Source organism: Nostoc sp. (assembly GCF_036917515.1).
GTDB lineage: Bacteria > Cyanobacteriota > Cyanobacteriia > Cyanobacteriales > Nostocaceae > Nostoc.
In genome coordinates, this window is sequence record NZ_JBALDE010000055.1 from 1 (window position 1) to 19,052 (window position 19,052).

The following is a 19,052-nucleotide window of genomic DNA, read 5'->3' on the forward strand; positions in this document are numbered from 1 at the left end:
GTTAGGTTTTTGATTGGCTAAAAACCTTGAAATTACGTTAACTTTTGGTCACGCTATGGTTCACAGTTTGGTCATACAAGGAGTAAAATCACAAATTCGCCACGGAAGTGAGGCTCCCAATTATCAAATTTTTCGCGGAGAACTACCAGAGTTTCGTAATCCATCCGGGGTAGTGACATCTATTGAATTTGGTCGTCGTCGTGGCATTATTCAACTTGGTCTGCTGATATTGATTGCAACTCCAGTTGTGAGGGTAGCCTGTTCACTATTAGCTTATCTACAACAACGAGATTTTACTTATATTATTGTGACTTTGATTGTACTATTTGGATTGTTATACAGTCTGATTGGAGGATATTTATAAATCAATACAGTTTCAGTTAGCGCTAAAAACTTTAAAATTCAGGTTGCTAGACCGTTACTATAGTCAAAATAGCCTGTATTAATAATTCTTGCTCAATTGGTTTAGAAATATGCTGTTGAAATCCGGCGGCTAGTGCTTGTTGTCGATCGATTTCTCCCGCATAAGCAGTCACAGCGATCGCTGGAATTTCTCCGCCCCGATCGGGTGACTGTTTTCTAATTTGACGAATTAGTGTGTAGCCATCCATATCAGGCATACCAATATCACTAATTAATAAATCAAATTTTGCTTGCCCCAAACTACTTAGAGCATCATCTGCTGAGTCTGCTTCAGTTACTTGTACGCCGTACTGTTCTAGCACGAAGGCAATGAACTCCCGCGAATCTTTGTTATCGTCTACAAGCAGCGCTTGTAATCCATTGAGATTGAAGTCTGAGCGATCGCGATCAGCAGTATTATCTTGATTCAATTTTGAAGCAGCGATCAGTGGAAGTTTGACTGTAAACACTGCTCCTTGCCCTTCTCCAGGACTGGCTGCTTGAACAGTTCCACCGTGCAATTCAACCAAATGACGCACGATCGCTAACCCTAACCCCAACCCACCAAATTTTCGCGTCGTTGTCCCATCGGCTTGGCGGAAGTAATCAAAGACGTAGGGCAGAAAGTCATTAGAGATACCCCTACCAGTGTCGCTGACAGTGATTTGAGTGTGTTTCGTAGGATGAGTATCTACTTGATCATTTATAGTTTCTAACCGTACCTCTACTCGACCACCCTGTGAGGTAAATTTAATCGCGTTAGAAAGTAGATTCCAAATAACTTGTTGCAAGCGACCAGAATCACCCAACACTTGCCCAACGTTCGGTTCAAATGTTGTTTTAATCTGAATAGATTTAGCTTCAGCAGCCAGCCGCACGGTTTCAAGGGCAGCTTTGATGGCAAAAGTTAGACCAACTGGAACTGTGTTTAAACTCAACTTACCTTGGAGAATACGCGACACATCGAGCAAATCTTCGATTAGTTGTGCTTGGAGTTTCGCGTTGCGCTCGATGGTTTCTAAGGCATACTGGGTTTTGGCTGCATCTTGATGATTCTTTTGCAGAATTCTTGCCCAACCCAGAATCGGATTCAGGGGCGATCGCAATTCATGAGACAGTACTGCTAGAAACTCATCTTTGATGCGGTTGGCTTGCTGCGCTTGTTCAGTCTGTTGCTGCAAAGAAATCATCAATTGATTGAGGCGATCGTTTTGATCTTGCAGCAAGGCTTCTGCTCGTTTACGTTCGGTGATATCGGACAGGATGAAAACGGCACCTGTGAGAGTCCCATGCTCATCAAGTACCGGGTCGATGGTTTTGGCAAACCACCGTTCTTGAGACTGAAATTCGAGAATTTGCCGTTGGTGAGTTTCTTTCGCACGGCGAAAACAAGTGCCATCGCCGATTCCCAATTCTGCACTCATCAACTCATGGTGAGCATAACTTAAAATTTCGTGGGAGGGCTTGCCAAAAATCTGCATTATCGCTCGATTACAGCGCAGAATTATACCTTCTCGGTCTACCAGACATACGCCGTCGTTGATAGAATCAAAGGTGGTTTGCCACTCTCGCGCTGAGGACAAAGCAGCTTCCTCCGCCCGACGAATTCGTAGGAGCGATCGCACAGTAGCAAGCAGTTCAATCGGTTCAACAGGTTGCGCTAGATAGGCGTCAGCACCGCTATCCAAGCCTTCTGCTTTATCCTGACTTTGGACAAAACTTGCAGAAAGATGTAGCACGGGAATAAAAGCTGTTTCCGGGTTTGCCTTAATTTGGCGACAAACTTCAAAGCCGCTGATATCTGGTAGTTGGACATCTAAAATTACTAAGTCAGGCTGAAAGTTAGCAACGGCTTCTAATCCTGTGCTTCCGGTTGCCGCTTCTATGACACTAAAGCCTGCATTTTGCAAAATACGGGTAACAACGTAACGATTGGCTTCGTTATCGTCAATATGCAGGATCGTAACCCGTGGCTCAGACATGACTTTTTTCTTCCTTTAGAACAAGTCCGGCTTTGACAAGCGCATCTTGAAGTTGAGCGATCGCCGTGGTTTGAGAGCCTGTTTCTTTGGAAACAATGGCAATGCTTTGTTTCACTAACCAGCTGTGCGCTTCTGCATCCAATTGGGCAGATGAGTGGATGATTACAGGAATTGGCTGAGTGACGGAATTGTTCTTAAGCTCTTTGAGTACATCAAACCCACCGATCTCTGGCATCTCCAAGTCTAGTATGATCGCGGTTGGCTGCTCGCGTTGTGCCAAATTTAATCCTTCCTGTCCGTTCGCGGCTTCTAAAATACTCAATGGTGTATTTATTAACAATTGTTTCACAAGATACCGATAGGCAAGGTCATCGTCAATTAACAAGATTTTTTGCGGCTTGTTCTCAGTAATTAGCGTATTGAGTTTATTCAACAGGGGCAATCTGTCTACTGGCTTAATTAGAAAACCATTTGCTCCTAACGCTAGTGCTTGCTTCTCGTTATCAATGATGGTAATAACGAGTACAGGGATAGTACGGCTCGTTTCATCCGCTTTGATTTCTCGCAAGAATGTCCAGCCGTTTTGCCCCTCCAGCAGAATATCTAGCATAATCGCCGCCGGTCGAAATTGTTGTAAAGCAAGCCTTGCCTGAGCTAAAGTGCGGGTAGCAATCAATTGATAAATTGATTCTTGAAGGTGCTTTTCGTAAATAAATAGAGTTTCTGGATGATCTTCAACCACCAGAATTGGCAGGCGAGTTGGCTCAACTGATACGATTGGCTGCACTACAGTGGTTAATTCGCTGGCATCTCGATAGATGATCGGAATCAAGGCTGTAAAGGTAGAGCCTTCACGCAGCTGACTTCTCACCGAAATGCTACCGCCAATTAGCTCTGCTAGCTTGCGCGATAACGGCAATCCTAACCCGGTTCCCTTCACCTGCTTTTGCAAAGGGGACTCAATTTGCATAAAATCCTCAAAAATCCGCTCTTGATCGGCGGGAGCAATGCCGATGCCCGTATCAGATACAGAGAAGGTGACGGTATGACCCGTTTGTACAGCGCTGACACGCACCTCTCCTTGCTCGGTAAATTTGAGCGCATTCGAGACAAAGTTTCTCAGAATTTGAGCGATTTTGCCTTCATCGTTATAGAGCGGCGGAATGCCTTCAGGTTCCTCGACAATCAGCGCTACAGAGGAGCCTTGAACCAATAATGGGCGCAGCATCCCCCGCAGCGTACCAAACAAGTCACTCACTTCAAAAGAACTGGGATGCACTTCAATTTTTCCAGCTTCCACCTTTGCCAAATCCAGCAAGTCGTTGACCAATTCTGATAATCCGCTTGCCGCCTTTTGGATGAATGTCACCTGCTTTTCTTGGTCGACAGTCAAATCACCATCCATCCGGGCCAGCAGCATCCGAGAGAGCGAGAGAATCGAGTTGAGCGGCGTGCGAAACTCATGGCTCATGTTGGAGAGAAAGCGGGTTTTTAGCTCGTTTACTTGTTGCAGGGAGCTTGCCTTCTCATCCAGTTCTGCATAGAGGGCAACCACACCGCGATTGGTATCTTCCAACTCCTGATTGAGTTGGCTCAATTCTTCCTCGCGCTTCCGTAGCTCTGCCATTGCCCGAAGTAATTCCTGGTTTTGCCGCTGGATTTCTTCATAGGGATTTTCGGGCGATCGCCGAATCACGGTTTCTCGAATCTGCTGCAATTGCGAATCGGTGAAAGTAGGCGTGCGCTTCGACAACCTTTTGCCAATTGTTACCGTTGTTCCCTGTGGCAGCGATTCAATCTCAAAGAAATCCATCAATTTGGGGATGCCTACGATGCCTAGCCCCATTCCTGTATCAGAAGTGTAGCGTCCTGCCAAAACGTCTGCTAGATCGGGAATGCCGCCACCTTGATCCTGAATCCGAATTAGAAACGCTTGCGGCTCTCCTGCCACAGAAAATTCAACTGTTCCGTTTTTGGCATACTGAAACGCGTTACGGGCAATTTCGGAAACTGCCGTTGCCAATCGCGCCCGATCTTGAGCATCAAAGCCCAACTGCTCGGCGATCTCACGAGTTCGTTGCCGAGCTTGCACAACATCCTCTTCATACTGGATGGCGATCGTAAAAATGCTTGTCATTTGCCCATTCCTTTGGCGACTAACACTGTCACATCGTCCCGCTCTCGGTTAAAGTCTCGGTATAGCACACCTGCAATCAGACTGGGATGTTTTTGCATCAAGCCTGGATAGCGATTGAGCTGCCACTTAGCGCCTAATCCGTCAGAATGCATAATTAAAAGTCCGTTGGCATACCAAGAATAGCTAAACTCTTGAATTTTGCGGATTTCATGTCCGACTGTACCATTGTGAGACACCAGATTGTGATGTTCAGTAAAGGAGAAAATGCTGGCAGCGATGTTGCCAATTCCGGCAAAGCGGACAGACTGTTTTTCAAAGTCGATTTCGGCAATGGCCAGTGCTGCTCCGCGGGTACTTCGCAAGGCGGCGTGGGCAGCTTCGACGATCGCACCAGGAGAACGCTGAAGATGTTCTTGAAACATTCTCACGGCTGCTTCAGAAGCACTGGCAGCCGCAGGTCCATGCCCTAAGCCATCGGCTACTAGCAACAGATTGCGACAATCATCGATTTCACAAGCCCAGGTATCTCCGGAAACCTCTTCTCCTCGTTTGGGCAAACAGATCGCTCCAATTTCTAAAATCTTCTCAGGCAAATGAGGTGTTGGGCCTAGCCAGAGGTGAGCCAGGAGGGCTGTTCCTTGGTTGGGAATGGAGTAAATTTCAAATAAACCAGAAAGGCGACGAATTGCCCCCATTCCATTGCCTAAAGTTCCGGCTGTGGAAAAGCCATCTTGCAAACACTCATCCACATCCACCATTCCCCGTCCTTTATCTAGCGATAAGATTTCAATACCAATTCTGGAATGTTGCTTGAGCGATCGCAGCAGCACTACTCCGCCGTGAGCATGCTGTACCAAATTATTAGCAACTTCTGTCACCACAATGCCAACCTTGCCCCGTTCGGTTTCCTGAAAGCCGAGCCGAGTTGCCAAAGCCATAGCTACCCGTCGGGCTTCCCCGGTCTGGCTAAATTCAGTAATTGTGATGGCGACAGATTCTCTCATTTTATTTCCATCGTACAATTTTTATCCGTGTCCCTTCTCCCACCGCAGACTGAATCTCAAACTCGTTAGCAAGTCGTTTGGCACCGCCCAACCCCATGCCTAAACCACTGCCTGTGGTGAACCCATCCTTTAGGGCCAGCTCGATATCGGGAATTCCTGGGCCTTGATCTTCAAAGGTAAGGCTAAGTCCTCGTCGTCGCCCTTCCTGAAGCGTTTCTAGCTTGACTGTGCCGCCCCCCCCATAGTCTAGGGTATTGCGGGTTAACTCACTGGCGGCAGTCACAATTTTAGTTTGGTCTACTAAGCCAAAGCCAATCTCCACAGCAAGATGGCGCACAGTCTGCCGAACTAAAACTACATCTGTAGAAGATTGAATGTTGATCGTTTCAGTCTTCTCCATCGTCATCTGCACGCCGTTTCGTGGCAGTGATTTGATTTGTGGTTTCACTGAGTGACGATCGCAACAGTGTTATGCCCTTTTCTACGTTTAGGGCAGTGCGAATGCCCGTCAGCGACATCCCCAATTCCACTAAGGTGATTGCCACGGCAGGCTGCATCCCAACAACAACTGTCTCAGCATCCAGCACCCGTGATATTCTGGCAATGTTGCCTAAAATCCTACCAATGAAGGAATCAACAATCTCTAATGCAGAAATATCAATCAGCACACCATGAGCTTGAGTATAAGTAATGCTGTTGGTCAGGTCTTCCTGTAGCGACATGGCAAGGCGATCGTGCATATCTACCTGGATCGTCACAAGCAGGAAATTGCCCATTTTCAGTATAGGAATGCGTTCCATTGCTTCCTTCCACCTATTTGGATTGAGGGCGGGTAATGGTCATTCCTAACCGTTTTAGCGCTATGAGAAAGGCATCGGCTAACGTTGCCTTTGTTGTGACATTAGCTAAATCAATGCCGAGATAAACGATGGTTTGGGCAATTTGAGGACGAATGCCACTAATCATACAATCGGCTCCCATGAGACGGGCGGCAGTAACGGTCTTGAGCAGATGTTGAGCAGTCAGGGTATCGACGGTGGGAACGCCAGTAATGTCAATGATGGCAACTTCAGAACCGGTTTCGACAATTTTTTGCAATAACGACTCCATCATTATTTGAGTACGGGCACTATCCAGGGTGCCGATTATCGGCAATGCCAAAATTCCCTCCCAGAGTTTAACCACTGGGGTAGACAGCTCCATTAACTCTTCCTGCTGTGCCAAAATCACCTCTTCCCGCGTCTTTTGATACACTTCAATTGTCAGCAATCCTAGCCGATCCAGTAAGTCTGTGGCTAGCCAGATATTTTCACCCAACTCACTGGAGTCTTTCAATTGCTCACGCATTCGCTTGAAGAGAGGTTGCTTGAACGAAAAGACGAATGTAGCCGTTTCTGAGGGTGTGAAGCCATTTTGCGATCGCGATCGAGAAATGCTGGTCAGCATCTCGCGCATTTCCTGCCACTCCGCTGCCTGAATATTAGTAAAGTTGCCCCGCCCAACGGCAATCCGAAACAAACTCAGGAATTCCCGGCACTCCTCCTTGAGCTGGGCTTCTTTAATCAAGCCTCTGCGAATATTGATACTGGCTAGTTCCTGAGTCCACTCCGACAGCAAATCTGCCTCGAAGGTTTCTAATATCTCTGATATTTTACTTTCACTCATCGTTTCTGTGAGGGCAACCGCTTTCATTTTCATTAGTTCAAAATCAGTGTATGACGATTCAGCCCAAGCTGAAAGCGATGATTACAAAAAGCTTAAAAGCTTGCTAGATATCAAGTGTGATAAATTGGGCAGACATAGAGCGATGCCTGCGGTAAATGCTAGCCTACGCTAAGATTGATTGAGAATCGGCAAAGAAGTTACAAAAAATGCGATCGTCTAAAAAGTGTATTTAATGCAGCAAATTTCGAGACTGTGGTTGAATGGGAACTGGAGAACGAGAAGGTACTTTATCGCGCCTTAAGAGTAAAGGAATACTGAAAAATCCTAAAATAATTACTACTCCAGTCATTATCCAAACCATTAATCTATTTGGTCTATAGTCGCCTCGTTCAATTTGCCAGAAAATTTGGTTGTATCGCCACGCAGCTAAGGCAATAGTCGAAATTCCAAAAATTACCAAAGCAATACCCAAATTTTCCGAATTAGATAATGGACTTACCGGAGGTTCTTGTTGAATAATCGCAATATTCAACTGGCGCAAAAATATACCAAATCGTGCGATCGCAAAACCAAAGCCAATCAATGCAATAGAAGTGCGTAGCCAAGCCAGAAATGTACGTTCGTTCGCTTGATGCTCCCTTTGACGGTCAATTTTCGGTATTTTATCCATAATTATCTTCTGAGGCTAAGTTTGCCTTAAAAAGTATTCATAATATTGATGAATAGCATGGACTAACACCGCACAGGACTTACGCAACTGGCACAATTGCCCTCGATCGGCGAAAGCGCACCTTCAATATCAACAAGGTATTAATAACTTACAGCCCAAGCAAGCGCGAGAATCTTTACAATAGTAAATAAGGTAAAGATATATATCATCAAAATCAATGGCACTATTCGGATTTGGCAAAAAAGCAGTTATGCCCACACCTGAAGAAGCTTTGTCAGGAAGGGCACAATCTATGTCAGTACCCACTACTCATTATGTCAACAAGAATCCCTTAAAACCTCCTTTTCCCGATGGATCAGAGAAGGCAATTTTTGGTTTAGGGTGTTTTTGGGGTGCAGAACGCAAATTCTGGCAACTTAAAGGAGTTTACACCACCGCAGTCGGTTACGCTGCTGGGTTCACACCCAATCCTACATACGAAGAGGTATGTAGTGGGCGAACCGGACACAATGAAGTGGTGTTGGTTGTGTTTGATCCCAAAGTGATTAATTATGCCGAACTGCTTAAAGTCTTTTGGGAAAGCCACAATCCCACCCAAGGGATGCGCCAAGGTAATGATACCGGCACTCAATACCGTTCGGGAATTTATGTATATTCCGAAAATCAAAAGCAGCTAGCAGAAGCATCGCGGGAAGCTTATCAACAAGCCCTCAACGATGCAGGTTATGGCAAAATTACCACAGAAATCTTGGATGCGCCGGAATTCTACTATGCCGAAGCCTACCATCAGCAATACCTCGCTAAAAATCCCAACGGGTATTGTGGTTTAGGAGGGACAAATGTATCTTGTCCCGTGGGTGTAGTTGAATCGCAAGTTAGTAGTTAGAAGAAAGCAGGGGAGGCAAGGGGAACAAGGGGACAAGGTGACAAGGTGACTAAAGTTAGAACTTGCAACAAGTCTTTCCCTTCCCCTTGTCCCCAAGTCTCTTCCCAATGCCCCTACTTAAAATGCCGATTGGAGCAAAGCGATCGCTCGAACCCACATCATAATACTAATCGGCCCTCCAATTAGAATACCAGCGATCGCCCAGCCTCTTTGATGGGCTTTGAATTGTTCAATACTGCGCCACCGTCTACTTTTCCAAGCCCATTCATTGCCTTTTGCACCGAATGCGATCGCTAAAAATAACGAAAACTTTGGTATAAAACAGAACACTCCACACCACACTTGATTCGTCCACATCCACAACCAAGGCATAAGAAATGCCCCCCAATTCCAACCGAGAATTTCCTCTGGGACTGTTTCATTGTGATTATTTATCCCACATCCAGAATTGTTGATAATTTCTTTTCGCGGCAAAAGCTGATTATTGTTTGCAGATTTGACAGTTAGTCCCGATTTTAGGGACTTCAGCGCTTGGCTAGCACTAGTAAATCTTTGTTCGGGAGCGGGTTCTATCAACTTTTGTAGCCAACTGACAAAACTGGGACTAAGGTTAACTCGGTCTGTAAATTGTAGTCGCAAATCCTGCTGGGGTAAATCAGAGGGGGAAGTTCCAGTGAGCAAATGAATCAAAGTCGCTCCCAGTGCATAGATATCTGAAGCCGCAACTGCTCGACCACCAAATTGTTCCATTGGGGCATAACCATAAGTACCGACAACAGTAAAAGTAACGCCCTCTCTTGCCGCTTTATCTTGAACTGCGCCAAAATCAACTAAATAAACCTGATTATCTTCGCCCCAGATTAAATTACTCGGTTTAATATCTCTATGCAACACCCCAGGATTCAACTCATGTAAATAGGTAAGAATATTCAAAACCTCAACAGCAATTTTTCTCGCTTGCTTTTCACTAAACCTTTCGCCAATAGCAAGTTTTTCCTTGAGCGACTCACCAGGAATATATTCTTGTATTAAGCCAAACCAGAGTGTGCGATCGTCGATACAAAAATAATCTATATATCGAGGAATGCAGGGATGATTTAGCTGTTTAAGAATTTGTGCTTCCCTCTCAAAAAGTTTCAAGTCATCCCACTGTACAGTACCGCCAAAGGCCAAAAGTTTGACCACAACGGTCGAATTTTCGCCATCAGAGGCTTGTAAATCCTGTGCTAGCCAAGTTTGGCGAATTCCATTGTTGCCGAGTTGGCGCTGAATTTGATAACGCTCTTGTAATATCTGTTCTGGTTGCAGCATCTGACACCTGCTGGCAATTTATGTTGATCTGATTCCCTTATATTCAAGGATAATCATTATCTACAAAAACTGGGGGAGCCAGATAATTTATTGAAAGCAGTTGAAGATTCCAACTTTAAGGTTCTCTAAAGAGTTAGTGCGAATTATTGTTTAGATAAAAACTTTGGCATTAGCGTAAAGCCTACGGCATAGCTTCTCTACGAGAAGCGTCTCCTAAAGAAGCTTACTGAAGGTATTGATCGCAGAGCAATACCTGTTAACCTGATTGCCGCCTAAAAAACTATATATATTGATACTTTTTATGAAAAATTGTTAAGAACGATAGGCAAAGTGCGTAGGCGTAGCCCGCCGCAGGCATCGCAACTAATCATCTGCAAAACCAATAGCAAAGGCAAACTAGCAACCCGCACCATACCAGTAATAGAAGACGTAAAATTGTAGGAATTGAACATAAAGAAAATGACTGACACACCCGAATACTTTCCTAATAGGCTAGATCGCGCTGAACAAATAATTTTAGGATTGGCTGAAAGACAAGCTAATGCTCAAGTAGAATTGGATGAACTAAGGCAGGAAATGATAGAGCTAACCACTAATGTTGACCGTGTTTTAGCTCGTAGCGCAATTTTAGATGATGTACTTCTAGAGTTACGTGATAGTCACGAGCAACACCAACGTAATTTTGAACAACACCAGCGTAATTTTCAAGAACATCAGCGCACCACAAACGCTGCATTGCAAAGTCTTGAGTCAATATTATTGCAGTTAATTAGAAATAATTCTTGATGAGACAAGCTAAAGAAGCTAGTAAACGCTACCAATTGTTGATATAAGAGTTAAAAAGACAAAGTACTTAGCCAGACCTAGCATTAGATAAGTCTTTATTCATAAATTTACAGAAATTACTTATGTCAGCACTTGTTTTTAACTTGTCACTAATGGAGTTAGTCAGATTTTAGGTGATTATTTTACAGAATAATTTTTGCGATAGTAAGCTTGATATTCTTCAGACAGCAGAGGTTCCCACCAATGACGATGATTGAGATACCATTCAACAGTTAAACGTAAACCCTCAGCAATTGTTACTGAAGGCGTCCAACCAAGCTGAGTTTTAATTTTGTCTGCATTAATTGCATATCTTCGATCGTGTCCCTGTCTATCCTTAACAAAAGTAATCAACTGCTTTGCTGGATGTACTGGTAAATCAGGTGCTAATTCATCCATTATTTGACATAAAAGTTGAACCAGGTTAATATTTTCCACCTCATTATTGCCACCAATATTGTACGTTTCTCCTGGTTGACCATGATTGATTACCACATCTAAAGCACGGCAATGATCGCCCACATAAAGCCAATCGCGGACATTTTTACCATCACCATAAACAGGTAATGGTTTCCCTATCAAAGTGTTGATACACATTAAGGGAATTAGCTTTTCGGGAAACTGATAAGGCCCGTAGTTATTAGAGCAATTTGTGATAATAGTTGGAAGTTGATAAGTATGATAATAAGCACGCACTAAATGATCGCTACCTGCTTTTGAAGCTGAATAGGGACTATTGGGAGCGTAGGGTGTGGTTTCACAAAAAGCTGCGTCATCTGTGCCCAGGCTACCGTAGACTTCATCAGTAGAAACGTGCAGGAAACGATAATCGGATGGTTGTGCTTTTGCCTGCCAATGTTGCCGAAAAGCTTCTAGGAGAGTGAAAGTTCCCACTACATTAGTTTGTACAAAAGCAGCTGGCCCAAGAATCGAACGATCAACATGAGATTCAGCGGCAAAATGGGCGATGGTATCAATATTTTCCGTTGATAATAAATTGTCTATGAGGAGGCGATCGCAAATATCCCCCTGCACAAACCGAAAATTCTCACCACCCTCAAAGGGCGCCAAATTCAGACGATTCCCCGCGTAGGTAAGAGCATCTAACACCACCAGGTGATCGTCTGGATAAACCTGACACCAATGATGGACAAAATTCGACCCAATAAACCCCGCACCCCCAGTAACTAATAACCGCCGATTCATTCAATTTCCTCTCTTCTCTGTGTGTGTGTTCTCAGCGCCTCTGCGGTAACCTGTGACAAGCCTCTACACGTCTACGTTTCTATTACTTTAAATATTTCTTCCTCAGCTTTCCGTATATCTTTTGAGCAAGTAATTTTGCCATCCATATTTTCGTCAAACTCTTAATATTAGACGGCTGATGAATTTTGTGGTCAAAAAACTCATTTAACTCATCCAAAATAACTTGGAAACGCTTAATAATATTTTCAGTCCGATGCTCAACCAAAAAATCTTCAGATAAGCTAAAATCTCCTGAATATTCAATCACTTTCAAAATCCGTTGGACATCATATTCTTGAGAATATCCAGCAATCTTATAGCAATTAAATCCAGGGTCTAAGTAATCAGCGAGTCCACCGTTAACACTAGAAAATACTTGACAACCACAGGCAAGAGCTTCCATTGGTTGTAGACCAAATCCTTCGCTAACACGCTGTTGTGCCCAGTACTCAGCAGAATCATAGAGATAAACCTTAGCTCGGTTGAATAGTCCAGGTAAATCCTCTATGTATGAATCAACAACCAATACTTGACAACGTTTTTGCAACGCTGGAATCAATTCTTTAATTAAATACTCAGAAGACTTCCGAGCTTGAACTAAAACATCAATATCCCGTTCCAAACCTAAATTTTGAAACTCATCAGAAATTTGATTAGGCAAATAATAAATTAGAGAATTGGGTGATTTTTCTCCCCAATATCCCATTGTATAACGGCTAACAGTCATGATTGGAATACTTGCAGGTAGTCTAAATGGATAACCTGCACTATGTGCATGGTAAACGACATTGTATTGCTTAAGTTTAGCCACGAGTTGAGCTATATCAAATCCCCAACTGATCACAAAAATTACATCATTTAAATTTTTCTCTTTTAGCAAATCATCAATATAAAGCTTACCTTTTTCCCGTTGACGGTAAGTTACAACATCAGCACTACAGAAATTTTGAGCTAGATTAAGCGCTTTTAATTCAGCCCAGAGACCACCACAGGCAAATTTGCTATCTGTACCAGGGAGTAAAAAGTAAAGTTTTCTCATAATTTTTTTAGGGGAGTAGGAAGTAGAGAGTCTGAGGAGATGGGGGAGACAAGAGAGAAAATTTTATCTTGTCCACCTCATCTCTTCTTGCTCTCTTCATTCTTGCCAGCCTACTTTAACAAAATGTGCCTCACGCCCCCAAACGTCGCGTGTACGGGTAATATTTTCAATTGCTAGATTAAAAGGAATGGCAGTTGTTAGGTAACGCTGTGCCATAGAACCTAAATCAGGTGCGAGTTCTGCGGCTGTCGTTGCTGCTAACCCCAAACCTATAAGTTGCTCGATTGGTCGAAATGGTAGCAATAAATGCACACCGACAGCTAGTCCAGCCGTTAAGAGCATTGCTACTGATAAATTTGTGCCACAACGGGGGTGTACAGCCAAATCCCATTCTCCACTGGTAATGCGATGTCGAGCAAGTGTGACTGCACGCCGCAAATCACTAATATTTACCTCACCATAGAGGTAGAATCCCTGCTCAGTAGAGAAACCGCCTAATAGTTCATTATCTAGTTGAACGTTAGTGAATTCTGCTGGGGCAGAATAGGCGCTTTTTGATTCGCTAAGAACCCAAACAGTGGCATGTTCTAAAGCGTGAACCTGCCGTAGCATCAAAATTTCTTTCAACCCTGGAATAAACGATAGCTGTCTAAGTAAGTCGGCATCTTGTGTAAGTTGCCGAAAGTCTGAAGATTGCTCTTCCAGACTCGGAACCTTCTCAGATACAGGTATCGTAAAATCAAAGTTAAAAAATTCAAAGGGAGACAAGCTACCCTGAAAAGAAGCGGAAGTATTCATTGGAACACTACTCCCAAAGCCGATGGGGCAACATAGATTTCTTTCAAATGTAACGCTTGCACCACTGAATTGTTGCTAATTTTTGTAGATGATTGTTTAGTTAGGGTATGGGGCATTGGGCATTGTAGATGCTTCTCCCTAGATCCCAGACCCCAGTCCCCAGTTTTACATCTGTTCTGCTGAATTTGGAAAGGAATTCTGATCTTTGATAGTTTCCGAGTCCGAGGGTCAGCTGGCTCCAATAACATAAACTCCGGCTGAGTGAAGGACTCGGAACTTTTGGTAGAGTGTTCACACTGAAAACTTAGGCGTAAAGAGGGGAACAATCAGTAAAACTCAAAATTGGCTTGTAATTTACTAGACTAAAGCAATTACGCTTCTACTAGTAAATTGTTTATTCAATCTGGTTAGGCAGAATACAGCAATTGACATCATTCAAACAAACTTTGCCCCACTGTAAAGCCCAGCGGACAAGAGCTACTCGATTATCTGTCTCAGTCTTAGTGAGAATATTACTGATATGGTTATCAACTGTACGCTTGCTAATCTCCAGTTTTGCTGCAATCTCTTGGTTAGTTAAGCCAGCGGCTACTAAGTCGATAATTTGCAGTTCTCTGTCTGACAGACTAACAGGGGTCTCAGACTTGCCACCAGCCATGACTATTTCTATCCTCCCTTGGTATATGTACTTAATCGCTCTTTCTAATTCTAGAAGATTCTTTTCTTGGTAGGGGTTTCAAGTGTTAGTAGTAATAGGATTGTCAATATTTTCTTTGGATTTCAAGTTGGCAAAAATCTAAACTACGTGAGACTCAATGTAATAAATATAGCTTATTTTAATAAATGTGTTGTCTAAGCACTTAGTAAAAAAAAAGCGAGTATGAGAAGCATATATATGCTATAGAGTAGTAAAAATTGCTATTTAATTCTATGAAGGACTGGCGACAGATTAGCAAAAACTATTGTAGATTTTATACTGTAAATTCCTAATCCCAAATCAAAATCTAAAATTGAAAATGAGATGAGCAATCCCCGTGTTTTGTGCCTTGGTGAAATTTTGTTTGATTGTTTAGCTGATCAATTAGGGCTAAAGCTAGAAGAAGTGAAATCTTGGACTGCCTACCCAGGAGGAGCACCAGCTAATGTAGCCTGTGCTTTAGTCAAACTGGGAATGTCAGCGGGATTTATCGGAGCCGTTGGCGAAGATGAGCCAGGGAATGCACTGGTCAAGCTATTAAAAGATGTAGGTGTAGAGACGACGGGAGTACAACGCCATCCCACAGCACCAACGCGGCAAGTTTATGTTACACGGGATCTGGCTGGCGATCGCACCTTTGCCGGATTTGGTGAGTACGATACCGCCGAATTTGCTGATACTCGCCTGCAAGCTAAACAATTGCCAAATTCGCTGTTTCAACAGGCAGATTTTCTGGTTTTGGGTACTTTAGAATTAGCCTATCCTGAAACTGAAGAGGCAATTCATCGCGCTTTAGAGTTAGCAGAACATTACGACTTAAAGATTGTGCTAGATGTCAACTGGCGTCCTGTATTTTGGAAAGAGCCAAATATTGCCCATCAAAAAATTCCAGAATTATTTAAGCGAGTTGATTTCCTCAAACTCTCCAAAGAAGAAGCTGAATGGCTATTTGAAACCGCAGATCCCGGAGCCATTACTTATCGTCTAGCTTCAATTGAGGGAGTATTGGTGACAGATGGGGAAAACGGCAGCACTTATTGTCTGGGTGAGAATGAAGGCAAATTACCCTCGTTTTCTGTCCCTGTAGTTGATACAACTGGTGCAGGAGATAGCTTTTTGGCAGGTTTCATCCACCAACTGAGTCACTATGGTATCCACAGTTTGCGAGATGCCCAAACAGCAAAACGCATTGTCACTTATGCCAGTGCTGTTGGGGCACTGACTACCATTAAACCAGGTGCGATCGCTTCTCAACCTACTGCTGCTGAAGTCGAAACTTTTCTCGCCGCAAATCAACTCTAAGAACTAGCATAAGTCACTGGGATATCAGTCACTAAAGGCTGATACTCCCAATTAGAAAATGGACGAAAATCTTCATGCCATTCTGCCGTCAGATTGCACAATAAACACAGTTGCAGAGGTGTCGGTACTGGGTTAACGCGCTCAACATGTACTTTTAGAAGTTCTGAATTTTTGTTGTTGAGTTTAAAAACATCATCCACAATATACCGAGGGCAATAACCTACGATGTAATGATCTTCAGTGCATAAGAGTAATGCACGCGGGTCATAGGGATTTTGAAATTCGTTAGCTAAATATAACAGTTCACCCGTTTGTAATTGATTAATCCGTTCAGTTGCACAAGCAGGAAGGTGTCGCAGTCCATGTGCAAAAAAATGGATGTGGTATAAACCATTTTCATCTGGTTCTGGGCATGGGAAAACTTCAAAATAATCTGTTACCTTGCGTCCACCACTCCGAGAAAGAATGCTAACTGGATCGTCTTCACCTTCGGCAATATTTAGCGATTCAATATAATTTTTGTAGTCAGGGCGAGAGCGTCGCATTAATCGATTAGAAAACAAGGGGAACAGTTGAACTGATGTGTATTCTTTGTTTAAGTCTGGGAAGGAATACAATAGCTGAAAATTATATTCAGTTTGAGCTTTTACAGCACCTTGCGTATATATAAATTGATATTTTTGCCCGTCAAATGTTAAGCGACCAATGGGAAGCCAAACACGACTATTAGGATCTTGCCAAGCTAAAAAAAGTGTTTTCATAGTAGGGTGTCTAGCAGCTTACTTTGATTTAATTCCAATATCTTCTGTGCAAATTCAATTGCTGTTTGCGATATGCGATTAGATGGAATACGCTCAAAAAGCTTTAACGTATCATTGCTTGACACCCTTGCTAAATTATTCAACCATACCCTCGCTGCTTCTGGATAGCGTTTTTGCGCTTCACAAAATGCATTAAAAGTCTTGAGAGTTTTTTGATCGCCAACTCTAGCATACAACGCAGAATTGCATTTTTCCACATACGCTTGCACAGAAAAGCCAGCATCTTTTGTGATTAGCCTGCTTTTCCTTTTAGAATCAGACTCGTTCCTACCAAGACAGGAAGCATGGTCATAGGTTGGTGCTAGATAAATCTTTTCTTGTAAACTGATGAATGCCCAATTTTCATGGTGTTGATCGCTATTCCCAATCCAAGCATCCAAGAGTAAATACCCAACAAAAGCTTTTATCGCTTGACTAATTTCCCCTGGTGCTGTCCAATTAATGGGCAAATTTAGCGAAGTATCTTTAATAGCATTGAATACATTATGTATTGTGTGTTGAGATAGGTCTTTAGAATCTTCTGGATAATTAGATACTATCCTAGCTAGAATTTCATTACCAAGAGTGAGAATTGCACCTTCTTCAGGCAGCAAAAATGAGGGTGAAACAATACCGTTTTCCCCATTGAATATTGCCAGTTCATAATCAGCATGGGGTAGACTTAGTAACTCGCACAACTCGGCTGCAATCTTTTCTGCCCAATCTTCTCCTGTATTTGGTCTAGCTTTCTTGAATAGACAACGACCTAAATACTGATGGCGAAACCAGAACTTTTCTTTGGTTCCCAAATCTTCATCAGCCTCTGGGGCATCTAGGGGGATGTCTATGATCGGAAACTCCTCTGGCATAATTTATAAGAAAGCCTGATTTAAAGCAAATTATTAACTTTACTTATTTTAAAAATGTGTAGCAATCAATGGTTTGTCTTAGCTTGCTGCCACAGAGTATCAACAGTTACAAATTCATAACCTTGTTGTAGCAGTTGTGGAATGAGAATTTGAATTGTGGCAGCAACATCCTGTCCACCACAAGCACCATCATGCAAAACAATTATTGACCCATTTTTCACCTGCTGCATAATTCGCTGTACCACTGTGGTAATACCTGGGCGCACCCAGTCTTCTGGTACAACACTCCACATAACTGGGCGGTAATTCCACTGAGAGAACAATTTTAAAGTCGCAGGTGTAAATAAACCATTGGGGGGGCGAACATCTCGCACTTGTTCAGGTTGCAGGTTGCAGGCATTGTAAATAGCTGCTTGGGTTTTTTCTAAACTGTCCTTCAAGTCATTTGGAGAAAGCATGGGAAAAGAGCGATGATCGTAGCCATGCAATCCGATCCAGTGTCCGCGATCGCTAACGGCTTTAGCAATGGCTGGCGAACAGTTGACGCAAACACCCAACCAAAAAAAACTCGCTGTAATCTTGTAACTATCTAACACTGCTAAGACTTCAGGCGTGTATTGAGGATGGGGCCCATCATCGAATGTGAGTGCGATCGCTTTAGCATGGGGATTTCCACTCCAAAGGCAGTTGGGAAAACTCGGCTGGAGAATGCGGTAGAAAATTGGGAAGAGGGGAGCTAGCTGCATAAAGTTTTTTCTTTTTTCCGTAATCTTGCTTAACTACACTGGTTACTTAATATGGGGCTGTTAAGCGTGGTTCAAACGCTTAACAGTCTTATATCTAGAACTTACACGCTGTACAAATGGACAGTTATATGAATTGGCACTCCTTCTAATATTAAGAAGTTTTCCCTTGTTCCTATTTCCTAAGTTGGAAATGTAGTTTCCACTCACGATCTATTCCTGCCTAGCTGATTCAACTTATTTTTTTAATTGCCAGATCGACAGGAAATATCGTAGTCACAGAAGTAGGTGAAAAACAAAATTATAGCTTTTTCATATAATTGTCTTTTTGGTAAATTGTAAGTCTTGATATTAACAATTACTCTTGATTAAGGATAAACTCTCGTGGCAATTAATTTTTCCGGAACTAATGGCAATGATGTTATTTTCGGCAGTAGTGACAACGATACCCTCAGAGGCTTGGATGGTGATGACAAACTGTTTGGTGGTGATGGCAATGACTTCCTAGATGGTGGCTTTGGCTTTGACACCATTGATGGCGGTGCTGGAACTGATACCACATCTTATGCTTTCTTTTCTGGCCCAATTGATGCCAATCTCTCCACTGGTGTAGTTAGATTTCCGGGAAATTCCACTCTCACAGATACTTTAGTCAGCATTGAGAATTTAATTGGTAC

The 19,052-nt window shown here is 43.1% G+C and carries 20 protein-coding genes; 5 read left to right on the forward strand and 15 right to left on the reverse strand.

Going from position 1 to position 19,052, the window contains the following annotated elements; translation table 11 throughout:
- The first annotated feature begins 13 nt into the window (after window positions 1-13).
- Window positions 14-364 (forward strand): DUF1634 domain-containing protein, encoded by a 351-nt coding sequence (locus tag V7K89_RS06925; RefSeq protein WP_335185599.1) that lies wholly within the window; start codon window positions 14-16, stop codon window positions 362-364.
- A gap of 46 nt (window positions 365-410) precedes the next feature.
- Here the strand turns inward: V7K89_RS06925 and V7K89_RS06930 are convergent, their stop codons facing one another.
- From V7K89_RS06930 to V7K89_RS06960, 7 genes are all read right to left on the reverse strand, one after another.
- The gene (locus V7K89_RS06930) at window positions 411-2,384 is read right to left on the reverse strand and encodes a hybrid sensor histidine kinase/response regulator (protein ID WP_335185600.1); all 1,974 of its coding nucleotides are present in this window, start codon (window positions 2,382-2,384) and stop codon (window positions 411-413) included.
- Window positions 2,377-4,521: an ATP-binding protein gene (locus tag V7K89_RS06935; protein WP_335185602.1), complete on the reverse strand. Its 2,145-nt coding sequence runs from the start codon at window positions 4,519-4,521 to the stop codon at window positions 2,377-2,379. Before V7K89_RS06935 ends, V7K89_RS06930 begins: the two co-directional genes overlap by 8 nt.
- The gene (locus V7K89_RS06940) at window positions 4,518-5,525 is read right to left on the reverse strand and encodes an ATP-binding SpoIIE family protein phosphatase (protein ID WP_335185605.1); all 1,008 of its coding nucleotides are present in this window, start codon (window positions 5,523-5,525) and stop codon (window positions 4,518-4,520) included. The genes V7K89_RS06935 and V7K89_RS06940 overlap by 4 nt, the downstream gene beginning before the upstream one ends.
- A 1-nt stretch (window position 5,526) precedes the next feature.
- Window positions 5,527-5,925 carry an anti-sigma regulatory factor gene (locus V7K89_RS06945; RefSeq protein ID WP_335185607.1) on the reverse strand — a complete coding sequence of 133 codons (399 nt, stop codon included), beginning with the start codon at window positions 5,923-5,925 and terminating at the stop codon, window positions 5,527-5,529.
- Window positions 5,912-6,325: an STAS domain-containing protein gene (locus V7K89_RS06950; RefSeq protein WP_335185609.1), complete on the reverse strand. Its 414-nt coding sequence runs from the start codon at window positions 6,323-6,325 to the stop codon at window positions 5,912-5,914. The genes V7K89_RS06945 and V7K89_RS06950 overlap by 14 nt, the downstream gene beginning before the upstream one ends.
- 13 nt (window positions 6,326-6,338) lie before the next feature.
- Complete coding sequence (locus V7K89_RS06955; RefSeq protein ID WP_335185611.1) at window positions 6,339-7,223, reverse strand: STAS domain-containing protein; 885 nt, start codon at window positions 7,221-7,223, stop codon at window positions 6,339-6,341.
- 196 nt (window positions 7,224-7,419) lie between these two features.
- Window positions 7,420-7,860 (reverse strand): YidH family protein, encoded by a 441-nt coding sequence (locus V7K89_RS06960; RefSeq protein WP_335185613.1) that lies wholly within the window; start codon window positions 7,858-7,860, stop codon window positions 7,420-7,422.
- Between the two features lie 217 nt (window positions 7,861-8,077).
- On the opposite strand from V7K89_RS06960, the gene msrA reads away from it, so the two are divergent.
- On the forward strand, window positions 8,078-8,746 hold the full coding sequence (gene msrA / locus V7K89_RS06965; RefSeq protein WP_335185615.1) for a peptide-methionine (S)-S-oxide reductase MsrA: 669 nt from the start codon (window positions 8,078-8,080) through the stop codon (window positions 8,744-8,746).
- A 117-nt stretch (window positions 8,747-8,863) separates the two neighbouring features.
- Here msrA and V7K89_RS06970 read toward each other — a convergent pair whose 3' ends face one another.
- Window positions 8,864-10,057 (reverse strand): serine/threonine protein kinase, encoded by a 1,194-nt coding sequence (locus tag V7K89_RS06970; RefSeq protein ID WP_335185617.1) that lies wholly within the window; start codon window positions 10,055-10,057, stop codon window positions 8,864-8,866.
- 459 nt (window positions 10,058-10,516) lie between these two features.
- Between V7K89_RS06970 and V7K89_RS06975 the strand changes: the two genes are divergently transcribed.
- Complete coding sequence (locus V7K89_RS06975; RefSeq protein WP_335185619.1) at window positions 10,517-10,843, forward strand: hypothetical protein; 327 nt, start codon at window positions 10,517-10,519, stop codon at window positions 10,841-10,843.
- A gap of 177 nt (window positions 10,844-11,020) precedes the next feature.
- On the opposite strand, the gene rfbB is transcribed toward V7K89_RS06975, so the two are convergent.
- The 4 genes from rfbB to V7K89_RS06995 all read right to left on the reverse strand — a co-directional run bounded on the left by rfbB (window position 11,021) and on the right by V7K89_RS06995 (window position 14,622).
- On the reverse strand, window positions 11,021-12,088 hold the full coding sequence (gene rfbB, locus V7K89_RS06980; RefSeq protein ID WP_335185621.1) for a dTDP-glucose 4,6-dehydratase: 1,068 nt from the start codon (window positions 12,086-12,088) through the stop codon (window positions 11,021-11,023).
- A gap of 82 nt (window positions 12,089-12,170) precedes the next feature.
- A complete protein-coding gene (locus V7K89_RS06985) occupies window positions 12,171-13,166 on the reverse strand; it encodes a glycosyltransferase (RefSeq protein ID WP_335185623.1) in 996 nt (331 codons plus the stop codon).
- A gap of 96 nt (window positions 13,167-13,262) precedes the next feature.
- Window positions 13,263-13,964 (reverse strand): DUF6391 domain-containing protein, encoded by a 702-nt coding sequence (locus V7K89_RS06990; protein WP_335185624.1) that lies wholly within the window; start codon window positions 13,962-13,964, stop codon window positions 13,263-13,265.
- A gap of 394 nt (window positions 13,965-14,358) precedes the next feature.
- Window positions 14,359-14,622 (reverse strand): helix-turn-helix domain-containing protein, encoded by a 264-nt coding sequence (locus tag V7K89_RS06995; RefSeq protein WP_335185625.1) that lies wholly within the window; start codon window positions 14,620-14,622, stop codon window positions 14,359-14,361.
- A gap of 363 nt (window positions 14,623-14,985) precedes the next feature.
- On the opposite strand from V7K89_RS06995, the gene V7K89_RS07000 reads away from it, so the two are divergent.
- Entirely contained in the window at window positions 14,986-15,963 is a 978-nt protein-coding gene (locus V7K89_RS07000; protein WP_335185626.1) for a carbohydrate kinase family protein, read from the forward strand.
- Here V7K89_RS07000 and V7K89_RS07005 read toward each other — a convergent pair.
- From V7K89_RS07005 to V7K89_RS07015, 3 genes are all read right to left on the reverse strand, one after another.
- The gene (locus V7K89_RS07005) at window positions 15,960-16,724 is read right to left on the reverse strand and encodes an HIRAN domain-containing protein (protein ID WP_335185628.1); all 765 of its coding nucleotides are present in this window, start codon (window positions 16,722-16,724) and stop codon (window positions 15,960-15,962) included. The genes V7K89_RS07000 and V7K89_RS07005 overlap by 4 nt on opposite strands.
- The gene (locus V7K89_RS07010; RefSeq protein ID WP_335185630.1) at window positions 16,721-17,632 is read right to left on the reverse strand and encodes a HipA-like protein; all 912 of its coding nucleotides are present in this window, start codon (window positions 17,630-17,632) and stop codon (window positions 16,721-16,723) included. The genes V7K89_RS07005 and V7K89_RS07010 overlap by 4 nt, the downstream gene beginning before the upstream one ends.
- A gap of 65 nt (window positions 17,633-17,697) precedes the next feature.
- Complete coding sequence (locus V7K89_RS07015) at window positions 17,698-18,378, reverse strand: polysaccharide deacetylase family protein (RefSeq protein ID WP_335185632.1); 681 nt, start codon at window positions 18,376-18,378, stop codon at window positions 17,698-17,700.
- A 381-nt stretch (window positions 18,379-18,759) separates the two neighbouring features.
- On the opposite strand from V7K89_RS07015, the gene V7K89_RS07020 reads away from it, so the two are divergent.
- The coding region (locus V7K89_RS07020) for a calcium-binding protein (RefSeq protein ID WP_442941601.1) at window positions 18,760-19,052 on the forward strand (293 nt) is incomplete at its 3' end.